Source organism: Methylocella silvestris, from assembly GCF_002891535.1.
Taxonomy (GTDB): Bacteria; Pseudomonadota; Alphaproteobacteria; order Rhizobiales; family Beijerinckiaceae; genus Methylocapsa; species Methylocapsa silvestris_A.
On record NZ_PDZR01000002.1, the window covers coordinates 234,077 to 253,521 of the forward strand.

General features: G+C 63.3%; 22 protein-coding genes. 8 read left to right on the plus strand and 14 right to left on the minus strand.

What is annotated here, in order from left to right; all coding sequences use genetic code 11:
* Positions 1 to 17: 17 nt before the first annotated feature.
* The 5 genes from bla to panC all read right to left on the minus strand — a co-directional run bounded on the left by bla (position 18) and on the right by panC (position 2,971).
* Positions 18 to 893, minus strand: a complete 876-nt coding sequence (gene bla / locus CR492_RS04485; RefSeq protein ID WP_102842530.1) for a class A beta-lactamase — start codon at positions 891 to 893, stop codon at positions 18 to 20.
* 3 nt (positions 894 to 896) lie between these two features.
* On the minus strand, positions 897 to 1,319 hold the full coding sequence (locus CR492_RS04490; RefSeq protein WP_102842569.1) for a hypothetical protein: 423 nt from the start codon (positions 1,317 to 1,319) through the stop codon (positions 897 to 899).
* Between the two features lie 55 nt (positions 1,320 to 1,374).
* Positions 1,375 to 1,554: a hypothetical protein gene (locus CR492_RS20400; RefSeq protein ID WP_146030164.1), complete on the minus strand. Its 180-nt coding sequence runs from the start codon at positions 1,552 to 1,554 to the stop codon at positions 1,375 to 1,377.
* Between the two features lie 181 nt (positions 1,555 to 1,735).
* Entirely contained in the window at positions 1,736 to 2,080 is a 345-nt protein-coding gene (locus tag CR492_RS04500; RefSeq protein WP_432431194.1) for an acylphosphatase, read from the minus strand.
* Between the two features lie 27 nt (positions 2,081 to 2,107).
* Complete coding sequence (panC, locus tag CR492_RS04505; RefSeq protein WP_102842532.1) at positions 2,108 to 2,971, minus strand: pantoate--beta-alanine ligase; 864 nt, start codon at positions 2,969 to 2,971, stop codon at positions 2,108 to 2,110.
* 208 nt (positions 2,972 to 3,179) lie between these two features.
* On the opposite strand from panC, the gene CR492_RS04510 reads away from it, so the two are divergent.
* From CR492_RS04510 to CR492_RS04535, 6 genes are all read left to right on the plus strand, one after another.
* A complete protein-coding gene (locus CR492_RS04510; RefSeq protein WP_102842533.1) occupies positions 3,180 to 5,507 on the plus strand; it encodes an NADP-dependent malic enzyme in 2,328 nt (775 codons plus the stop codon).
* A gap of 264 nt (positions 5,508 to 5,771) precedes the next feature.
* Positions 5,772 to 6,830 carry a GDP-mannose 4,6-dehydratase gene (gene gmd, locus CR492_RS04515; RefSeq protein ID WP_102842534.1) on the plus strand — a complete coding sequence of 353 codons (1,059 nt, stop codon included), beginning with the start codon at positions 5,772 to 5,774 and terminating at the stop codon, positions 6,828 to 6,830.
* 108 nt (positions 6,831 to 6,938) lie between these two features.
* Positions 6,939 to 7,904 carry a GDP-L-fucose synthase gene (gene fcl / locus CR492_RS04520; RefSeq protein ID WP_102842535.1) on the plus strand — a complete coding sequence of 322 codons (966 nt, stop codon included), beginning with the start codon at positions 6,939 to 6,941 and terminating at the stop codon, positions 7,902 to 7,904.
* 329 nt (positions 7,905 to 8,233) lie between these two features.
* On the plus strand, positions 8,234 to 9,511 hold the full coding sequence (locus CR492_RS04525) for a hypothetical protein (RefSeq protein ID WP_102842536.1): 1,278 nt from the start codon (positions 8,234 to 8,236) through the stop codon (positions 9,509 to 9,511).
* 96 nt (positions 9,512 to 9,607) lie between these two features.
* Positions 9,608 to 9,925 (plus strand): hypothetical protein, encoded by a 318-nt coding sequence (locus tag CR492_RS04530; protein WP_102842571.1) that lies wholly within the window; start codon positions 9,608 to 9,610, stop codon positions 9,923 to 9,925.
* 113 nt (positions 9,926 to 10,038) lie between these two features.
* Positions 10,039 to 10,545: a hypothetical protein gene (locus tag CR492_RS04535; protein ID WP_102842572.1), complete on the plus strand. Its 507-nt coding sequence runs from the start codon at positions 10,039 to 10,041 to the stop codon at positions 10,543 to 10,545.
* 64 nt (positions 10,546 to 10,609) lie between these two features.
* Here CR492_RS04535 and CR492_RS04540 read toward each other — a convergent pair whose 3' ends face one another.
* The 5 genes from CR492_RS04540 to CR492_RS20685 form a co-directional block, all read right to left on the minus strand.
* Positions 10,610 to 13,003 carry an efflux RND transporter permease subunit gene (locus tag CR492_RS04540; RefSeq protein ID WP_102842537.1) on the minus strand — a complete coding sequence of 798 codons (2,394 nt, stop codon included), beginning with the start codon at positions 13,001 to 13,003 and terminating at the stop codon, positions 10,610 to 10,612.
* Between the two features lie 241 nt (positions 13,004 to 13,244).
* On the minus strand, positions 13,245 to 13,772 hold the full coding sequence (locus tag CR492_RS04545) for a gamma carbonic anhydrase family protein (protein ID WP_102842538.1): 528 nt from the start codon (positions 13,770 to 13,772) through the stop codon (positions 13,245 to 13,247).
* 53 nt (positions 13,773 to 13,825) lie between these two features.
* Positions 13,826 to 14,221: a DUF3126 family protein gene (locus tag CR492_RS04550; RefSeq protein WP_102842539.1), complete on the minus strand. Its 396-nt coding sequence runs from the start codon at positions 14,219 to 14,221 to the stop codon at positions 13,826 to 13,828.
* Positions 14,222 to 14,368: 147 nt separating this feature from the next.
* Positions 14,369 to 15,136 carry an alpha/beta fold hydrolase gene (locus tag CR492_RS04555; RefSeq protein ID WP_102842540.1) on the minus strand — a complete coding sequence of 256 codons (768 nt, stop codon included), beginning with the start codon at positions 15,134 to 15,136 and terminating at the stop codon, positions 14,369 to 14,371.
* Positions 15,137 to 15,178: 42 nt separating this feature from the next.
* Positions 15,179 to 15,406 (minus strand): hypothetical protein, encoded by a 228-nt coding sequence (locus CR492_RS20685; RefSeq protein WP_180982415.1) that lies wholly within the window; start codon positions 15,404 to 15,406, stop codon positions 15,179 to 15,181.
* Here CR492_RS20685 and CR492_RS04560 point away from each other — a divergent pair.
* Complete coding sequence (locus tag CR492_RS04560; RefSeq protein WP_102842573.1) at positions 15,405 to 15,626, plus strand: DUF2093 domain-containing protein; 222 nt, start codon at positions 15,405 to 15,407, stop codon at positions 15,624 to 15,626. The two genes, CR492_RS20685 and CR492_RS04560, sit on opposite strands and share 2 nt — an antisense overlap.
* A 53-nt stretch (positions 15,627 to 15,679) precedes the next feature.
* On the opposite strand, the gene CR492_RS04565 is transcribed toward CR492_RS04560, so the two are convergent.
* The 3 genes from CR492_RS04565 to CR492_RS04575 form a co-directional block, all read right to left on the minus strand.
* Positions 15,680 to 17,011: a 3-deoxy-D-manno-octulosonic acid transferase gene (locus CR492_RS04565; RefSeq protein WP_102842541.1), complete on the minus strand. Its 1,332-nt coding sequence runs from the start codon at positions 17,009 to 17,011 to the stop codon at positions 15,680 to 15,682.
* Between the two features lie 180 nt (positions 17,012 to 17,191).
* Positions 17,192 to 17,455: a DUF4170 domain-containing protein gene (locus tag CR492_RS04570; protein ID WP_102842574.1), complete on the minus strand. Its 264-nt coding sequence runs from the start codon at positions 17,453 to 17,455 to the stop codon at positions 17,192 to 17,194.
* A 96-nt stretch (positions 17,456 to 17,551) separates the two neighbouring features.
* The gene (locus CR492_RS04575) at positions 17,552 to 18,373 is read right to left on the minus strand and encodes a 3'(2'),5'-bisphosphate nucleotidase CysQ (RefSeq protein WP_102842542.1); all 822 of its coding nucleotides are present in this window, start codon (positions 18,371 to 18,373) and stop codon (positions 17,552 to 17,554) included.
* Between the two features lie 245 nt (positions 18,374 to 18,618).
* Between CR492_RS04575 and CR492_RS04580 the strand changes: the two genes are divergently transcribed.
* Complete coding sequence (locus CR492_RS04580; RefSeq protein ID WP_102842575.1) at positions 18,619 to 18,879, plus strand: hypothetical protein; 261 nt, start codon at positions 18,619 to 18,621, stop codon at positions 18,877 to 18,879.
* 64 nt (positions 18,880 to 18,943) lie between these two features.
* On the opposite strand, the gene CR492_RS20690 is transcribed toward CR492_RS04580, so the two are convergent.
* The coding region (locus CR492_RS20690; RefSeq protein ID WP_102842543.1) for a hypothetical protein at positions 18,944 to 19,445 on the minus strand (502 nt) is incomplete at its 5' end.

Sequence of the window (19,445 nt, forward strand, 5' to 3'; positions counted from 1 at the left end):
CGCCGATTCATGCGATTTCAATTCAGAGCCGCGACAAGCCGCCCGACCTCTGACAACACCGAATCGCGCTCGACGGCCGATGCGCGAGCTTCGGTGTAATATACGGTCACTATCAAAGCCGCACGCCGAGGCGGCCAGATGACGGCGACGTCATTCGTCGTATTGTTTTCGCCGGAGCCGGTCTTGTCGCCAACCCGCCATCCTGTCGGAATGCCGGCCCGCAAACGATTGCCGCCTGTCGTGCTGGCGACGAGCCACGCCATCAGCTGTTGCCGAGACGGGGCGGATAGCGCGGTCCCGAGAACGGTCTTGTGTAAAATCTCGAGCATGGCAAGCGGTGTGGTCGTGTCGCGCGGATCGCCGGGCGCGGCTTCGTTCAACTGGGTTTCCCGTCGATCGATCCGCGTGAAATTATCCCCAAGCGAACGCACATAAGCCGTCAACCCGGCCGGTCCGCCAAAGCTGTCGAGCAGGAGATTGCCCGCCGTATTGTCGCCCACGCTTACCGCAGCCTTGCAGATCTCGCCAACAGGCAGGCCATCGCCCGCAACATGCTTCTCGGTGATTGGGGAATGGGCCACGAGCACATCGCTCGCATAGATAATTCTGCGCGCAAGGCTCTCCTCTTTGCGATCGACCCGCGCCAGGACAAAGGCGGCGGCAAGAAACTTGAACGTGCTGCAGAGGGGAAAACGCTCGTCGCCGCGACGTGCGATCCGCCGCATTGTTGCGGTATCAAGAATCGCGACGCCAAGGCGGCCGCCATGCTTTTGTTCGAGATCGGCAAGAGCGCCGTGCAGCTGTCCATCGAAATCAAAAGCCGCGGCGCGAAAGCCGAACAGGGCGGCGCCGGTACATAACGAACCGATGAGGAGGCCTCGGCGGCCAATCATGCTTTAGCGCTGTCTCGCATCTTTACGGGCGAAATCCCGCGCGGCTCCGGCCTGGCAGACGGCGGCGAAACCCTGATACATTGATCCTTCGTTCCGCTCTGCGATCTTGTCGCAGCGCTGTAGCGCCTTTTTATACGACTGCTTCGTGGCGGGATTGGCTCTACCCATAAACAAGGGTTCGCATTTCGAGCGCACGATGTCGGACAGCGGATTGTCGGCCGAGGAGCCGAGTTGGCAGGCCGCGAGCGCTCTGTACGCCTGCTCGCAATTTCGCGCGTCTTTCACTGCGGCGTTGACGGCGTTTGCATAGCCGCCGGCTTTCTCGGCGGCTGCGTCGCTGACGGGGCATTTTTCGGCCGCCGTCGCGGGCGCCGCGCAAGCGGCGAGCGCAATGAAGCAGGAGGCGAAGGCGCCTATCTTGCGCATTTCCCCCGCTTGCATAGCGCTGATCTTGAAAAACCGCGGCGCCGAGCGCACGCCGCTATTTGTTCTGGCCGACGCCGTAGCAGCTTTTCGGCAAGCTTGGCGTGTTGAACTTGATCGGGTCGCCGCATCGGTCGCAGCCGGCGAGCGCGAGAGAGGCCAGCAAGAGGCCGCCAAGACCGAGGCGCGCCGCCCATGGGCCGCGCCGGACAGTCTCTGCCGAAGATTTCGCTCGCATCGCCGATCCTTGAATAAATCCGGAAACCATCTCGCTCGATTCTGGCAAAGCATGGCGGCGATCCGCATGCAAGCGCGCAAAGGCAAAACTGGCCGCGCGGCTTGAAAATGGTCCGAAAAGGCCGCAGACTTTTCGACAAAAATAATATTTAAAAACAGACATTTAACGAGTATGGTGCGATTCAGTATGAACGCATCCAGCTCTCAAGGGTGGCGATCTGGCGAAATCCGCCGCCGCTCCCGCCGAGATTCTCCGGGCCGGCCGGGCTTGCCTCGACGCGCGTGACCCACGTGGCCGGCGGTCCGCGCCATAATAGCGCGCAGAGGGCATCGACCGCGGCGGCCGAGCCGGCAAGAACGGCCTCGACGTCCCCGTCCATACGGTTGCGCACCCAGCCTCTGACGCCGCGCGCCTCAGCTTCATCCTGCGTCCAGGCGCGATAGCCGACGCCCTGGACGCGGCCGCCGATCATCACGCGGATGATGCGCTCCGGCGCCCGCACGCCCTGGCCTTCTGCATCCGTCACGAGCCGCCTTCCCAAATCCGCTGGCCGTTATACGGCGATATTGTCGATGAGCCGGGTCTTGCCGAGCCGGGCGGCGGCAAGCAGCCGAATGGGATCATCTGTGACGCCGCGCAAGGGCTCAAGCGTTTCTGCGTTGCGCGCTTCGACATAATCGATGATGAATCCGGCCTTCGCGACGGCGCGCCTTGCGTCCTCGAGCGCCACATCGAGGCCGACGCCGGCGCGGATCGCGGCGGCGCAGGCGACGAGGGCGCCATAAAGGGCCGGAGCCGCGGCGCGCTCGGCGGGCGCGAGATAGACATTGCGAGAGGACAGGGCGAGGCCGTCTTTTTCGCGCAAGGTGGGCGCTGCCAGGATCTTGACGTCGAGATCGAGATCGCGCGCGAGACGCGCAATGACCTTCAGCTGCTGATAATCCTTCTCGCCAAAGACGGCGATGTCGGGCCGGCACTGATTGAGCAATTTGGCGACCACTGTCGCGACGCCGGAAAAATGCGTCGGCCGCGTCCGGTCTTCGAGCCCGACAAGCGCCGGCCCGGCGACATGGATCGCGGTGGCGAACCCCGCGCCATACATCGCCTCGACGGCCGGCGCGAAGACGATGTCGCCTCCCGCGGCCCCGAACGCCGCGACATCCGCCTCGAAGCTGCGCGGATAGGCGCCAAAATCCTCGCCAGCCGCAAATTGCGTTGGATTGACGAAGATCGACATGACGACGCGGCTGGCATGGCGCTTCGCCATTTCGACTAGCGAAACATGGCCGGCATGGAGGGCGCCCATCGTCGGCGTCAGGGCGATGATCTCGCCGTCAGCGCGCCATCCGGCGACGGCGCGGCGGAGCGCGTCGACGTCGCGCAGGATCAGCGGGCAATCTCGTTTCTTGAGGTCCACGGCTCATGCTTTCAGGCGGGATGCGTCAGGCCTGCGCCAGCTTCGCCGCGCCTGCGCAACGAAGCCGGAGCGAAGCTGGAGCAGGCGCCGGTTTCGCCCTGCCAGCCGGGGCCGGCGGATGGACTTCCGCGCGTAGCCAACGTATCTCATGGGAAGCCTTGGAATGCTCGCCGCTCAATCATAAAGTCCGCAAAAAAGGACAGCCCGAATGGCCCAGCCCGTAACGTCGGAACTTGCCTCCACCGCGCTCCATTATCATAGGTCGCCGCGCCCCGGTAAACTCGAAATACGTGCGACCAAGCCACTCGGCACGCAACACGATCTCTCGCTCGCCTATACGCCCGGCGTCGCCGCGGCCTGTCTCGCCATCGCCGCCGATGTGGCGCAGGCGGCCGAATTGACGGTGCGTCAAAACCTCGTCGCCGTCGTCACCAATGGCACGGCGGTGCTCGGCCTTGGCAATATCGGCCCGCTCGCCGCCAAGCCGGTGATGGAAGGCAAGGCGGTGCTTTTCAAGAAATTCGCTGGCATCGACGTCTTCGATATCGAGATCGCGGAAAACGACGTCGACCGGCTGGTCGATATCGTCGCCTCGCTGGAGCCGACCTTCGGCGGCATCAATCTCGAGGATATCAAGGCGCCGCAATGTTTCGAGGTCGAGCGCAAGCTGCGCGAACGCATGTCGATCCCCGTATTCCACGACGACCAGCACGGCACCGCGATCATCGTCGGCGCGGCCGTCCTCAACGCCATGGAGTTGTCCGGCAAGACCCTGTCCGAGGTGAAGATCGTCAGTTCGGGCGCCGGGGCGGCAGCTCTCGCCTGTATCGACTTTCTCGTCGAACTTGGCGCCAAAGCCGACAACATCACCATTACCGACGTGGAGGGCGTCGTCTACCGGGGCCGCGCCTCGATGAATGAGCGCATGGCGGTCTATGCGCGCGACACGAATGCCCGCCGGCTCGCCGACGTGATCGGCGGCGCCGATATTTTCGTCGGCCTCTCGGCGCCCGGCGTCCTGACGCCCGACATGGCGAAGACGATGGCGCCGCGTCCGCTCATCATGGCGCTCGCCAATCCGACGCCGGAGATTGAGCCGGAAGCGGCGCGCGCGGCGCGGCCCGACGCCATGATCTGCACGGGACGGTCGGATTACCCTAACCAGGTCAATAACGTCCTTTGCTTTCCATTCATCTTCCGCGGCGCGCTCGACGTCGCGGCGACGACCATCAACGAGGCGATGAAGCTCGCGGCGGTCAAAGCCATTGCGCAGCTCGCCCATGAGCCGCCATCCGACGTCGTGGCGCGCGCCTATGAAGGAGAGTCGCGTCAGTTCGGCGCGCTGAGCCTTATCCCCTCCCCGTTCGATCCCCGCCTCATCCTGCGCATAGCTCCGGCGGTGGCCAAGGCGGCGATGGCGACGGGGGTCGCCAAAAAGCCGATCACCGATTTTGTCGCCTATGAGGAGACGCTGTCGCGCTTCGTGTTCCGGTCCGGCTTCATCATGAAGCCGCTGATGCAGGCGGCGAAAGCCGATCCGAGGCGCGTCATTTACGCCGAAGGCGAGGATGAGCGTGTGCTCCGGGCGGTGCAGACCGTTGTCGAAGAAGGGATAGCCCATCCTATTCTCATCGGCCGCCCGGAGGTGGTCGAGACGCGCCTCGAACGCTTCGGCCTGTCGATCAAGGCAGGCCGCGATTTCGAGCTCGTCAATCCGCAGGACGATCCGCGCTACCGCGACTATGTCGCGAGCTACCTCGAAGTCGCCGGCCGGCGCGGCGTGACGCCGGACAATGCGCGTACCAAGGTGCGAACCAATTCAACCGTCATCGCCGCGATCGCCGTCAAGCGCGGCGACGCCGACGCCATGCTCTGCGGGCTCGACGGGCGCTTCAACTCGCGCCTCGCCTATATTCGCGAAATCATCGGCCTCGCGCCGGGCGTCACTGATTTCGCCGCGATGAGCATCGTCATCACGAGCAAGGGCCCGCTTTTCATCACGGATACGCATGTCCGTCATGATCCCGCCGATTTCGAAATCGCCGAGACCGCGTTGATGTGCGCGCAGCATGTCCGGCGCCTCGGGCTCGAGCCGCGCATCGCCTTTGTTTCACATTCGGATTTCGGATCAGACGAATCACCCTCGCCGCAGAAGATGCGCCGCGCTCTCGCTATCCTGCGCAAACGCGCGCCCGACCTACAGGCCGACGGCGAGATGCAGGCGGACGCGGCGCTGTCTCAGGCGATCCGTGACAACATCCTGCCGTCGTCCACCTTGAAGGGCGAGGCCAATATTCTCGTGATGCCCAATCTCGACGCGGCAAATATCGCCTATTCGATGACGATGATCATTGCGGACGCCTTGCCGGTCGGGCCGGTCCTGCTCGGCGGCGCGCTGCCGGCTCATATCATCCGGCCTTCGACGACGTCGCGCGGCATCGTCAATATGACGGCTTTCGCCGTCGGCGAGGCGCAGAGTCAGAGCCGCGTCGCAAAGACGCAGGCGGCGCCTTTGGACCACGCCATCGCCTCGTAAGCCGCGGCTTTTGCTCGTCTGGGAATGTTGTCTGGCGGATATTTCAGCGTCTGGCGCCTCCACTAAAACGCCGATCGTAAAGGTTGCAGGTTTTTCCGTTAAGAAAATACGCTAAAACAATGAGATAAAGTATTTTCGCGGTTCTGCCAGTTGTGCGAACGCCCTAAGCTGGCCAAGACCGCGCGTTTCTGCTATGGCTCAAGCTCTACTTAACTTCCGGATTTGCGCGCGCGATCCGCAAGAGCTCAAAGGTATTCGCCGCTTATGACTGCAAAAAAAGTAGCCTTGATCACCGGCGTCACAGGTCAGGACGGCGCTCTTCTAGCCGAACTTCTGCTTTCCAAGAATTATATAGTTCATGGCGTGAAGCGGCGCTCCTCGCTGATCAACACCGACCGTATCGATCATCTCTATCATGATCCGCATGAAGAGGATGTCGGCTTCTTCCTTCATTACGGCGACCTGACCGATTCAACGAATCTGATCCGCATCGTCCAGGAAGTGCAGCCTGACGAGATCTACAATCTTGCCGCGCAAAGTCATGTGCAGGTCAGCTTCGAGACGCCGGAATATACGGCCAATTCGGACGCGCTCGGCACGCTGCGCATCCTCGAAGCGATGCGCATCCTCGGCCTTGGCGCGAAGTCGCGCTTCTATCAGGCCTCGACCTCCGAGCTCTATGGCAAGGTGCAGGCGATTCCGCAGAGCGAGACGACCCCGTTCTATCCGCGCTCGCCCTATGCCGCAGCGAAGCTTTACGCCTATTGGATCACGGTCAACTACCGCGAAGCCTATGGCATGCACGCGTCGAACGGCATTCTGTTCAATCACGAGGGGCCGACGCGCGCGGAAACCTTTGTGACGCGCAAGATCACCCGCGCCGTGGCGGCGATTCATCTTGGCTTTCAGGACAAGCTGTTCCTCGGCAACCTCGACGCCCAGCGCGACTGGGGCAACGCCAAGGATTATGTCGAGGGCATGTGGCGCATCTTGCAGCAGCCTGAAGCCGATGACTATGTTCTGGCCACGGGCGAGATGCATACTGTGCGCGAGTTCGTCGAACGCGCCTTTGGTGAAATCGGCGTGACGATCGGCTGGAAAGGCGAAGGCGTCGACGAACGCGGCTTCGACACCAAAACCGGCAAGGCGTTGGTCGAGATCGATCCGCGCTACTTCCGTCCCACCGAAGTCGAACTTCTGCTCGGCGATCCGACCAAGGCGTTCGAAAAACTTGGCTGGAAGCACAAGACGACCTTCGCCGAGCTTGTGTCCGACATGGTCGCCAGCGATCTCATCGTGATGAAGGCGCGCGGGCGGGTCTGACCCGGCCCGACGGCGGAAGCTGGGCGCGCGGCGTCGTGACGCTGGCGCTGGGGGTTTTGTATCCGCCAGAGCCGCTTCTATCTTCAAGACTTAACACAAGGAGACGTCATGGCCGATGCTTCGACGGGAGCAACCCCTAAAAGGCGGATCTGGGTCGCCGGCCATCGCGGCATGGTCGGATCGGCGATCGTGCGGCGGCTTGCCGGAGATCCGGTCGAGATCTTGACCGCCTCGCGGACGGAACTCGATCTGCGCGACCAGGCGGCGGTCCGCGCATGGGTCGCCAAAGAGAAGCCCGACGTCATCATTCTCGCCGCGGCGAAGGTCGGCGGCATCCTCGCCAACGACACTTATCCGGCGGATTTTCTCGTCGAAAACATCGTCATCGAGGCCAATGTCATCGAAGCCGCCCATCGCGCCGGCGTCGAGCGCCTCGTCTTTCTCGGCTCTTCCTGCATCTATCCGAAATTCGCGCCGCAGCCGATCAAGGAAGAATCGCTGCTGACGGGACCGCTGGAGCCGACCAACGAATGGTACGCGATCGCCAAGATCGCCGGAATCAAAATGTGCCAAGCCTATCGGCGCCAGCACGGACGCAGCTATATTTCGGTGATGCCGAGCAATCTCTACGGCCTCAACGACAATTTCGACCTCGCCAACAGCCACGTCCTGCCCGCGCTGATCCGCAAATTCCATGAAGCGAAGCAGGCCGGCCGCGCCGAGGTCGGGGTCTGGGGCACCGGAACGCCGCGGCGGGAGTTTCTTTACGTCGACGACCTCGCCGACGCCGTCGTCTTCCTGATGAATCATTACGATGGCGACGAGCCGATCAATTGCGGCGCGGGCTGCGATGTCACCATTCGCGAACTGGCCGAAACCGTCGGCCGCGTCGTCGGCTTTACCGGCCAACTCGTTTTCGATACGTCAAAGCCCGACGGGACGCCGCGCAAGCTGATGGATTCCGGACGGCTCGCGGCGCTCGGTTGGCAGGCGAAGACCGGGCTGGAAGAAGGCATAACCGAAGTGTATCGGTGGTTCCTGCACGAAAAGGCCGGCGAACTCGCCACCGCCTGAGGCGGATGGCGGCCCGCTTCAGACACGCCGCAGCCTCGCACCGTTTATCAAAATATGACGCTAACCGTTTGTTTTATTGCAAATCATCGTCGATGCGGCGAAGGCGAAGCCTTGAATGTTACCCCATGTTGCGGTAACAATCAGGCTAACGAGCCGATCGCAATAATGCAGGATCTATTCGATCCGGAATTGTAATCGTGATCGATTTCAATAGTCTGCCGTCTGACTTCAATCCGAAAACGCTGCTGTTCGGACTGGCGTCAGGTCCCCGGCCCCGCCTCCGACGGCAAGACGGGCGGTTGTTTTATCTCTTTTGAGAAGCGATCGCCATGTTCGTCGCCCTTGGCTTCCTGCTCGGACTGATCGCCCTCTGCCTGGTGACGCCCTTTGTTGACGGCGCGGCCCTTGCGGCCTTCATCCCGCTTTTGGCGGCGGTGGGCCTCGTCCTCGTCGCCTTGCGGCTGCCGCCGCTGGAGACGGCGCGCTTCGGCGTCCTGGTCAAGCCGGTCGCCTTTGGAGCTTTGATCCCCGCACTCTGGATCCTGCTGCAGATGGCGCCGGCTCCGGCCACGCTGGCCCATCCGGTCTGGGCGAGCGTCAAGGCGGGGTTTCCCACGCCGATCTGGGGAAGCATTAGCGTCGACATCGGCGCGACGGCGCTGGCGCTGGTTCGCTATCTCAGTCTCGTCGGCGCGCTTCTGCTGACGACAGCCCTGACGATCAACCGCGATCGCGCCGAAGTCACCCTCACCGCCGTCACCGCGGCGGCCACGCTGATCTCGCTTGCTTTTATCGTGATGGAAGCGGTCGGCACGGAAGGCGCGGATCTGCGCGAGGAGGCGCAGAGCTTTGCCTGCCTCGGCGTCATTCTTGCCGCCGCCTGCGCTTGTTTGGTCTATGAGCGCCATGAAACGCGGCGGGCGAAGCTCGGCTTCAGCAACGCCAAATTCATCTATCCCATGGCCGCCGCGCTGATCGCTTTTTTCATCTGCGCCGCAGCCATCGTCCTGGCGCGATCAGGCTCGCTGATTTTCGCCGCCGCTTGCGGACTTGTCATGTTCGTCGCCGTCTTCAGCGTGCGACGGCTTAACCTTGGCCGCTGGGGCGCCGGCGCGATCGGCATTACCGGGGCGGTCATCGTCATGGCTCTCGTCAGCGGCGCCGCCGGGAGCAATTCCGATCCGCGCCTCGCTTTCGTCAAGAAGGACGCCTCCACGATTGAGCTGACGCAGCGCATTCTTGCCGACACGCCCTTTTTCGGCGACGGAGCGGGCGCCTTCGACTCCATCCTGCCAATCTATCAATTCGGCGACGCCGAGGGTCAGGAGCGGCGCGCCGTGACCGCCGCCGCCAAGGTTTCGATCGAGATGGGACGCGTCATTCTCTGGGGCGCCGTGATTGCGGCCCTTCTCGTCGCGGTGGATTTCATCCGCGCGGCTGGAAAACGCGGGCGGGATTCCTTTTACTCCGCGGCGGCGGCGTCATGCCTCGTCTCCCTCGTGATCCTCGCCTTTGTGAATGTCAGCCTGTTCGGCCCGGGGTTGCCACTGCTCGCCGCCATCATCGTCGGTCTCGGACTTGCTCAGTCGCAAGGCCGGCCGGCCTGAGATTTCCGGCTTCGCCGCCCCTTGCGCACGCCTGCGTCCCATTCCACCTACCCTACGGCGGCGGCGTTGCGCCGTCCTTTCCGCGAAGGATTCAAGGTGGGCGACAAGGACCAGCAGCGACTGGACCGGCATCTCGACGGTTTTCAGGACAAGCTGCCCGAAAGAGTGGCGGGTTGGCTTTCCTGGCTACGGCGGCCTGCCTCCCGAGCGGTTCGCATCCCCGCGGGTTTCCTTTTGATCGCTGGCGGTGTTTTTGGTTTTCTGCCGATCCTCGGACTTTGGATGCTGCCGCTTGGCATCCTCCTGCTCGCGATTGACGTCCCTCTCCTGCAGCGGCCGACCGGCCGCGTGCTGGTGCGCGGCCGGCTGCTCTGGAGCAAGTGGCGGCGGCGCTCCGCGCAGAAAAGGCCTTGAAGATTACACGCCCGGCGCCGTTGATTTTGTCGCGTCTGGCCCATAGAGGAAGGGCGCTAGGCGACTTCGAAGACGGTCTCGCCGCGGCCGGCAACGGAAAAAAGAGGGGTGACATGTCCGATTTGAATCAGCCGAAATCGCTTGGGTTCGGGTTGGCGCTTGCTCTGGGCCTTGTGCTTCCGCTCGCCTCGCCCTTTGCCGCAGTGGCGGGAGGACCTTTCGCCGGGCTCTCCGGCTATTGGACGGGCGGCGGCACCATCAGCCTCGACAACGGCTCCAGCGAACGCATCCGCTGCAAGGCGGTCTATGCCGTCAACGATACGGGCAATGCGCTCAACCAGAGCCTGCGCTGCGCCAGCGACAGCTACCGGCTTGAAATCAGTGGTAATATCTCCGTCAGCGGCGGTCAGGTCACGGGAACCTGGGGCGAGGCGACGCGGCACGCCAATGGCAATATTTCGGGCCGCGCCTCAAATTCAGAGATCCAGGCGCGTGTCGACGGCGCCGGCTTTTCCGCCGGACTCGAGGTGCGCTTCCACGGCAACAAGCAGAGCGTCTCCATCCGGCCGACATCGGGGACCGCGATCACCAACGTGGCCATCACCCTCGGCAAAGGCTGAGCTTTCGGCGCTGCAAGCGGCTTGACCGGCGAGGCGGCCCGATCGGCCGCCTTTTTTTGTGGATTTATCGCGGCGATGGGCCCGTTTTCTCGCTCCGCCGCCACACCGCCAAACGCTCGGCGGCGCCATGCAGGAACATCGCGGTCGGCCGCAGGATCAGCAAATCAGCGGTGAGCGCAGCCATCATCGCAAAGGCGCTGAGCCAGCCGAACAGGCGCAGCGAGGGCAGGTCGGAAAAGACCGTCACGGCGAGGCCGCAGGCCAGCACGATCGAGGTCAAGATCAACGCCGGCCCAACGAGCACCGTCGCCTGCTCGACGGCAAGGGCATAGTTCTCACCGGAATCGCCCTCGATCCGGAGCCGGTTCAGGAAATGAATCGTCGCGCTGAGGCCAAGGCCGAAGGACACGGTGAGCGCGACGACGCTGGCAAATTGAAGCCCCTGCCCGGTGACCGCGAGGAGGGCTCCCGAGGCGACAACGGGAAAAATGCCGGGCAACACGCAGGCGAGCCCGACGACGACCGACCGGAACGCCAGCCCGATAAAGGCCGCGACGAAGAAAAATTCGATCGTGAGGCCGCGCGTCAGCTTGTCGATCATGCTGGCGCTGTTGCGCGCGGCGATCGCGGAGAGGCCGGTCACCGAAATCGTGTAGCCAGGATAGGCTGCGCGCAGGTTTTGCAGCGACTGATCGACGGCATCGACGACGGGAAGCAATTTGCTGGCGTCGGCGTCCGGCACACGGCCCGAGACGACCACCGCGTCACGCTTCGCATCAATGAAGCGCTGCGTGAGATGCTCGGGCAGCAGATCGACATATTTTTGCAAGGTGCCGACGTCGGAGGCGCCCATCTTGTCCTGTAGCCAGCGGCGCAGCGTCTCCAGCGACCAGACATTGCCGACGCCCTTTTGATGTTCGAGCAGGCTGTGCGTCTTGGCGATGACGGCGAGCGTCTCGGGCGCAAAAAGGGAGGCGCCTTGCGGAAACTCAATCAGAACGTCGATCGGATTGGCGCCCGTCAGCTTGGCGTCGAGGCGCCCGCTGGCCGAGACCGCCTGCTCCTTGTCTGGAACCTGGTCGGCCAGACGATAGCGCGGCTCCAGATTGCCGAAGACGACGCCAAGCGCGGCGACTACGATCAGCCCGACGAGGCTATAGAGGCCCGGGTGGCGCACCATTCGGGCTGCAATCCAGAAACAGAAGGCGCGCAGCGCCTCGACGCCGAGGTCGCCGCCCCGGCCGGTCGCCGCCAGCTTCGTCTCGTCGCGCAACAGAAGCATGCCGAGCAGGGGCAACAGCAGCAGCACCGTGAAGAGAGCGATCAGCGTCGCGATCAGCCCCGCCTCGCCGAAGGTCCGGATCAGCTCGGAGTCGGAAAATAGCAGCGCGATGAAGGATAGGGCCGCGGTCGCGTGGGTCAGCACGCAGGCGGGACCGACGATCAAAATGGCGTTGCGCAGCGCCTCTCGCTTGCTCTGACCGGCCAGAATGCGGTCGCGCGTCGCAAAGGTCAGCTGCATGCTGTCAGAGAAGCTGATGACCATGATGAGCGGCGTCATCACGTTCAGGAACATGTTCAATCGGAAATCGAGCCAGCCGAGCGTCCCGAGGGCGAGAATGATCGCGAGCAAGGGCGGCCCGGCCGCGATCACCATGAAGGACAGACGGCGGAAAAACAGGATGGCGATCAGGCAGCCGGCGATAAAGCCGGTCGCATTATAGACAAGACGGTCGCGCTCCACCGCCGTGCGGATTTCAAGCTGCATCACCGGAACGCCGGAAAGCTCCGCCTTGAGCGCGGTCCCGTCGAGATCCTCGGCCAGCGTCTTGCGGATCTCGCCGACGGCGGCGTCGAGCCCCTTGCCGCCGACGATTTTTGGATCGAGCGCCAAAACGACGAGGGTCAGCTGGCCGTCTTCGGACAGGATCTTGCCGCGGATGATCTCATTGCTCATGACGCGCTTCACAAGGGCGTCGTAAGCGGCGCCCTCCGGCAGCGGGTCGGGAAAGAGCGGCGCGGGCGTGTCGCCATTTTCCGGCGGCTGGCGCGCCGAATAGAGCGAGATCACGCCTTGAACGCCATCGATGAGCTGCACGTCGGTGACGAAATTGCGGAGCTTGTCGAGGGAGTCGCGTTCGAGCAGGCTTGGCCCTTCGATCACGGCGAGCACGTCATATTCGCTCGACGGGAATTTCCGCGTCACTTCCTCATATTGCCGGAACTCGGGCGTATTGGACCGAAACAGCTGGCTCAGCGAATCGTCGACCTTGAGCCGCGTCAGCCCAAACCCAGCGGCGACCACGAGCGCCAGCGCCGCAAGCGCGATAAACAAGGGATAGCGCAGCGAGATGAGCCCGGTCCGCTCGACTCCGAGCGCCAGCCCCGCGCGCTTGCCAACGCTCGAAGAGGTGAGGTTCAGATCGGCCGCGTGCTCCTTTTGTCCTTGATCGGTCATCGGCGCGGGCTTCTCCAGGTTGGGCGCTGTGCTTATGGCATGACGGCGAATGCGATCATGCTCAAATTTGTCGATAGGCGACGGGTTTTTGATTTCAATTGAGAACCGCGCTGGGCAGCCCCGACGCGAGCAACGGGTCCGAACGCCCCGTCCGGCTTCAGGCCCCGACTAGAGCGAACATGACCTTCGCGCAAAATTGCGGCGGAGCTGCTGCTTCAGAAGCCCGCTCCTCCAAAATTGACTAAATGGCGACAAGCCCTTTTGCGTAGCGCCGCCAATTGGCGACATAACGATTTGCGCTTTCCTTGAGCCGCGCGACGTCAATGTCGTCGAGTTCGCGAAACAGCTTGGCCGGACTTCCGACGATCAGCGAATTATCTGGAAAAATCTTGCCCTCGGTAACAAGGGCGTTGGCGCCGACAAGGCAATTGCGGCCGATGCGGACGCCATTCAGAACCGTCGCGCCCATGCCGATGAGGCTGTTATCGCCAACAGCGCAGCCATGCAGAATGGCGTTATGCCCGATCGTGCACCCCTCCCCGATCGAAACCGGCGAGCCTGGATCGGTGTGCAGCACGCTATTGTCCTGGATATTCGAGCGCGGCCCGACAAAAATCTCTTCATTGTCACCGCGCAGCACGACGCCGAACCAGATCGACGCGTCGATTCCGAGCCGGACCTTGCCAATCACCTGCGCGTCAGGCGCGATCCAGAACGCGCCATCCGGCGGCAGCTGCGGCTCAATTCCGTCGATCGCGTAAAGCGGCATCGGTCAATCCCGGCTCGCCGCGGCAAGGAGCAAACAGCGTCTCGCGCGCGGGTTCAGTAGGCCTCGAGGTCGAGGTCGAGAATGGCCATCTGCAGCGTAAAGCTTTGGCCTTTCGGATCGTCGGCCGAAATGACCCCAAGAAAATCATCGCCGCGGTTGAGCTCGACCGAATCGGTCTTTTTCGCCCGCGGCACAATCTTCAGCTTGTCAGTCTCGAACAGGCGGCGGAGATAATCCTGCAGCACCGGCCGCTCGACAGGAATCGGCATGGCGAAGGCGAAAGAGCGGTCGCCATCTTCGTCGTCGACCGTAATCACGCCAATCTGCTTCTGCCCGAACAGCACGTCGGCGTCATCGGGATTGCGTTTGCCCGACGCGACCTTGATCCCATCATTGCCAAACGCCTCACGCAGGAAGCCTTGAAGCTTATGCAATTCGGTCTTGTCCAAGACGACTCCTCCTTACGCCGGGCGGCGCGACGGCCCGGCGCCGGCGCCCGATCTGCGGGCTGGCTTAACATGTTCCGGCAGGCGCGATTGCCACAAAATGGCTCTGCGCGCAACTGCGTGGGACGATCGGCCTGAAACAAGCGCCGATCACGGCCGCTCCGCGAGAAAGGCCAGAACACCCTTCTTGAAGATCGGATCTCCGACCGCGCGATTGTGATCGCGCCCCTTGATGTCGAGCGCCTGCCCGTTTGGAAAAATCGCCGCGAGCTGCTTCGGATCGCCCGCGACGTCATCCTCGCTCCCGGTGGCGACGAGAATGGGTGTTTCGATTTGCCTTGCTTCCGCGTCGCTGATCAATTGCCGCGCGCCGCGGATGCAGGCGGCCATCGCCTTGAGATCACTTTTGGTCGCTTCCGCGAAGGTGCGGAAAAGGCGCTGGTTCGGCGTCGCAAGATCGTTCAGCGAGGGAGCCTCCATGGCGTCGGCGATGCCGAGTGGAAGGCCCGCGCCATCGATCAAATGATGGCCGAGCCCGCCGAGAATGAGCGACCGCGCCCGCTCCGGGTGGGCCTTGGCGAAGAAGGCGGCGATGCGCGCGCCCATCGAATAGCCCATGATGTCCGCCGTCTCGATGCCAAGGTGGTCGAGCAGGCGGCGGCAATCCTCGGCCATTTTGGGGACGGCGTAATCCTCGGGCGAATAGAATTTCTGGCTGCGGCCATGGCCCCGATTGTCGAAGGCGACGACCCGCCTTCCGTCTTCGGTCAGGGTCTTGACCCATTGCGGGAAAAACCAGTTGACCGCATGATTGGACGCAAAGCCATGAATGAGAATGATCGGCTCGTTGCGGTCGGGACCGACCGGCGGCTCGTCCACAAAAGCGAGCCGCACGCTCCCATTGGAAAAATCCAGCATCGGCGCTCCGTCTTTAGAATCACGATCGTTTTTGGATTTTTATCAGATCCAAGTCGATTTTTTCATCTTCGCTTTGACGCCGCGGACAGCGGCGGGAAGCAAGGGAAAGCCTGGCGAACGTAAAGCCCTCGCCTTGAATTGGAAGCGCAATCTTGAAAAATGGCGGAGCCAAATCGAACGCGGCGGGGGCTTCTTCGCAGGTGCTTGGCGAAAGGGCAATAATTGCGTTATGGTGACCGCCGTTTTCAGAAAATTGAGCGCGAGATTCATGAATCGTTATGAACGCCGCCCTGTGGCCGCCGGGGAAGCCGAGGTCGAATATCTCGATGGCGAGTTTCGCATCTTGCGGCCCGGCGCTTTTGTGCGCTGCGCAGCGACCGGAGCGGCGATCCGCATCGAGGAGCTCCGGTACTGGAACGTCGATCTGCAGGAGCCTTACGCCAGTCCTGAGGCCAAATTGCTCAGGCTGAAGATTGCGGCCAAGGGCTAGCTTTCGCCGTTTCGCCGCGCGCCCGTTGGGCGACCCCGCCCGCTGTATTTGCGTCAGCTCTCGGCCTCGTCCTCGACGTCAGGCCGCAGGAAAACGTGGGCAAGGAACGGCGACAAAGCCTGCATGATCCGCGTCGAGGCCCCCGCCAGGCGCTCGACCTCCTCAGCCGCGGCGCGGCCCATCGCCCGAAGTTCGGCGGCGTCAAAGAGCAAAAGGCAGACCTCCGCAGCGAGCGTCTCCGCGTCATGGACGAGCGCGCAGCCGCCGGCCCGATCGAGCGTCTCGTAGCTGTCGGCGAAATCTGAGACCTCGGGTCCGCGCAGGATGGCGCAGCCAAGCTTCGCCGCCTCGATCGGATTGAGGCCGCCTCCGCCCGCGGCTGCGCCAAGCGATCGGCTCAGCGCGTTGCCGAGCGATCGACCGAGAAAAACGACCCCTGCCGTGCGATACAGCGGTCCGGCGTCCACCCCCGTCAGGATCAGTATCGCGGGTAAAGCGTCGTCGCCGGCGGCGACTGTCGCGGCCCGCGCCTCCAATCCAAGCTTGCCGGCGCGCAGGAGGATATCGGCGGCGCTTTTCGCGCGCCGCGGCGCGATGATGGTCAGGACGCCCGGCAATTTCGCAGCTACCTTGCGGTGCGCGTTGAGAACGGCCTCAGCCTCCGCCTGATCGGCCGTAAAAGCCGCCCACACCGGCCGCGCGCCAATGCGCGCCGAGAGCAGCGCGAGGGCCGCGCTGTCGGCTGGCTCCGGCGCAAGATCATAGGCCGGATCGCCGACGATTTGCGCATAGCCGGCGCCGAGATGCCGCAGACGCTCCATGTCGAGGGCGCTGCGCGCAAGGCAGGCCTCAAATCCGAAAAGAAGAGCGCGCGCCAGTTTCGGCGTCCGGCTCAAAAAGGCAAAGGCGCGCGCCGAAAGATGCGCGTTGACGAGCGCGATCGGAACCCCGCGCCGGCGCGTTTGCCGCGTCAGATTCGGCCAGAATTCGGCGCCGTCAAAGAGAGCGACGTCGGGCCGCCAGGAAGCAAGAAACCGCGCGGCGAATTTTGGAACGTCGAGCGGCGCATATTGATGCAGCGCAAAGGGAGGCAACCGCGGCGGCGCGGCTCCTTCGTCGCGAGTCGTCACCAGCACGTGGAATCCGGCCGCCGCCAATTTGTCGATCAGCGGAATGAGGCGCGCGGCGTCGCTCGCGGCTGCCGTGGCGATCCAGACAAGCCGGCCCTGCGGGCGCGCCGCCGACGCCTCGCCGAGACGCTCCGTTGCGATCCGGCGCTCTTCCTGGCGCGGCCGCCCAGCGCGAAGCCGGACCCGCCACCAAAGGAAAAGCGGAGCAAACGGAGCAAAGGCGGCGCTGCAGGCCCGATAGAGGGAAAGCAGCATGACGCCCCATTAAGCCCGTTCGAGATCTGGCGCCGACTTTACGCAAAAGGCGCTAGACCTCAAAGCCGAACTTCCAATGCAGGCGGACGGGCCCCAAACGCCCGCAGAAAGGAACGAAGCGGAGAACCGGCGTTTCAACGATGTTTCGCGCCGGGCGTGCTTTTTCGGGAAGATCGACGACTATTCTTCGTCGCCTTCCTCTTCATGGTCTCCCGGTTCAATCAGCCGATGGAGATGAGCAACGAAATAACGCATTTGGGCATTGTCGACCGACGCTTGCGCCTTGGCGCGCCAGGCGGCGACCGCCGAAGCATGATCGGGGAAAAGCCCGACGATTTCGATGTCATCAAGATTCTTGAATTCGGTCGAATTGAAATCCTTCAGTTCGCCGCCGAAAACAAAATGCAGGAGCTGCTTCTTCGGGGGAGCAGGGGCGCGTTTCATGAATGTGTCCAACGTTCTTGGAATGAAAGGGCAGTTCCCTCAGCGCGAGCGGTAAGCATTTTCCAAGCCATGCGCAAGGGACAGCCGCCTCCTGGTTCATGGCTCAAAAGAGGTTCGCGTGCGCCGCATCGCCTGGTTGATCGCCGGATAGATCTGCAACGGCGCCGCCGCGAGCAGGCCGTGCCGCGTCTCCACGCGATTATAGACGAGATCGCAACCATCGAGGCTTGCGAGACGTCCCCCCGCTTCCTCCAAAATGAGATCAGCCGCGGCAATATCCCAATCATTGGAGTTTTCCGAGGCGAAGCCCGCATCGAGCGCGCCGGACGCGACATAGACGATGCGCATGGCAAGCGAGGGCACGCGCGGCTGCAGGCTGAATTTCAACCCCGCCAGGCGCAACTCCTCGGCAAGAAACATCGGCGCGCCGACTTTGGAGCCGGCGTCGAGCGCGGCGAGCTGCGACACCTTGATCGGCGCGCCGTTCAAGCGAGCGCCAGCGCCCCGAACGGCGACATAAGACTGCTGCAGGGCCGGCGCATGGACTACGCCTATTTGCGGACGCCCGCCCCGAATCAGCGCGGCGGCGACCGCCCAGGTTTTCTCGCCGAGCGCGAAGGCGCGCGTGCCGTCAATCGGATCGAGCACCAGGACCTCGCTGCGCGTCAGCCTGTCCTCGGAATCCTCCGTTTCCTCGGAGAGCCAGCCGGCTTCCGGCAGCAGCCGCGCGAATTCCGTCTTGAGAAAGGCGTCGACCAGATGGTCGGCCTCCGTGACCGGCGAGCCGCCTTCCTTATGCGAGACGCGCGCGCTCGTTCTTTGCCCCGGTCGAAAGAACCCGAGCGCAATATCGCCCGCCCGCCGCACGGCTTCGTGAAACGAAGCGACCAGATCATCGGCGTGCGAAAGAACCGTCAAAACTCTTTCTCGGGAAGGCAGTATCTCGGGAAGCAGGATGCAAAATGGCTTAGCGCGCCGCACCTTGCGAGACAAGCATTTCTCCGGCCGGACCGACTCCGCGATCGGCCCCGAGCGGCTTTGATTGAGGCTCTGCGATCTGGCGGGAGGGCGCTCACTCTGGCCAAGGCCAGGGTTTTCGGGACAAGCTTTTGCGCCAAGCTTTTGGGCCGACATCCCGGCCGAAAAAAAATCAGGAGACCTTGATGATCGCCGTCGATCCGCTTATCGCCGCGGGCGTTCTCTTTTGCACCGCCGTCACCGACGCGGCCTATGTGCTGTTCACCGCCGCAGTGGCCGGAAGGCGGCGCTTCTCGGCGGCGAACTGGAGCGGCGTCTGGTATCTTCTCTCCGCCTTCGCGGTGATCAGCTACACGCAGAACGCCGCCTATGTGATCTTCGCGGCTCTCGGATCGTGGATCGGCGCGTTCTTGTCGGTGACCTGGCTAAAGGGCCGCTCGCCATAGGAAATCGGCCAAACGTTGCGTTCGGCCGAAGGAGGTTGCGCGTCGGTTCGAATCTGCCAACCGTCTAGGGCGTGACCGAGCCCCGCGCGCGCCCGCCGCTGACCTTGCAGGAGCAGCCGATCCCAACATAGGAGGCGTTAATGAGCTGGCAGGTGCGCACCGGAGTCGTGCAGTAATTGCCGACGCCGCCGGTCGCGACGCTGCGGCCGGTCACGAGCGGAGCGGCAGGAGCGACATAGGCGTAGTTCCCGCCATAAGGATAGGAATAGGGATAATCGTAGCTGTAGTCATAGGCCGGATAGGCCCAATCGCTGGCGAGGCCGTAGCCGACGCCGAGTCCGACGAGACCTCCGCCCCATCCCCATCCCCAGCTCGGGCCGTAGTTCCATCCCCATCCGCGGCGCCAACCGGCCCAACGGTTCCCGTTGCCGGCCCAGCCGCCGTTCCAGCCGTTTCGCCAGCCCGCATTGTTCCATCCACCGCCGCGCCAACCGCCGTTGTTCCATCCGCCGCCGCGCCAGCCCGCATTGTTAAAGCCGGCGCCGTTCCAGCGCGCGCCGCCATTC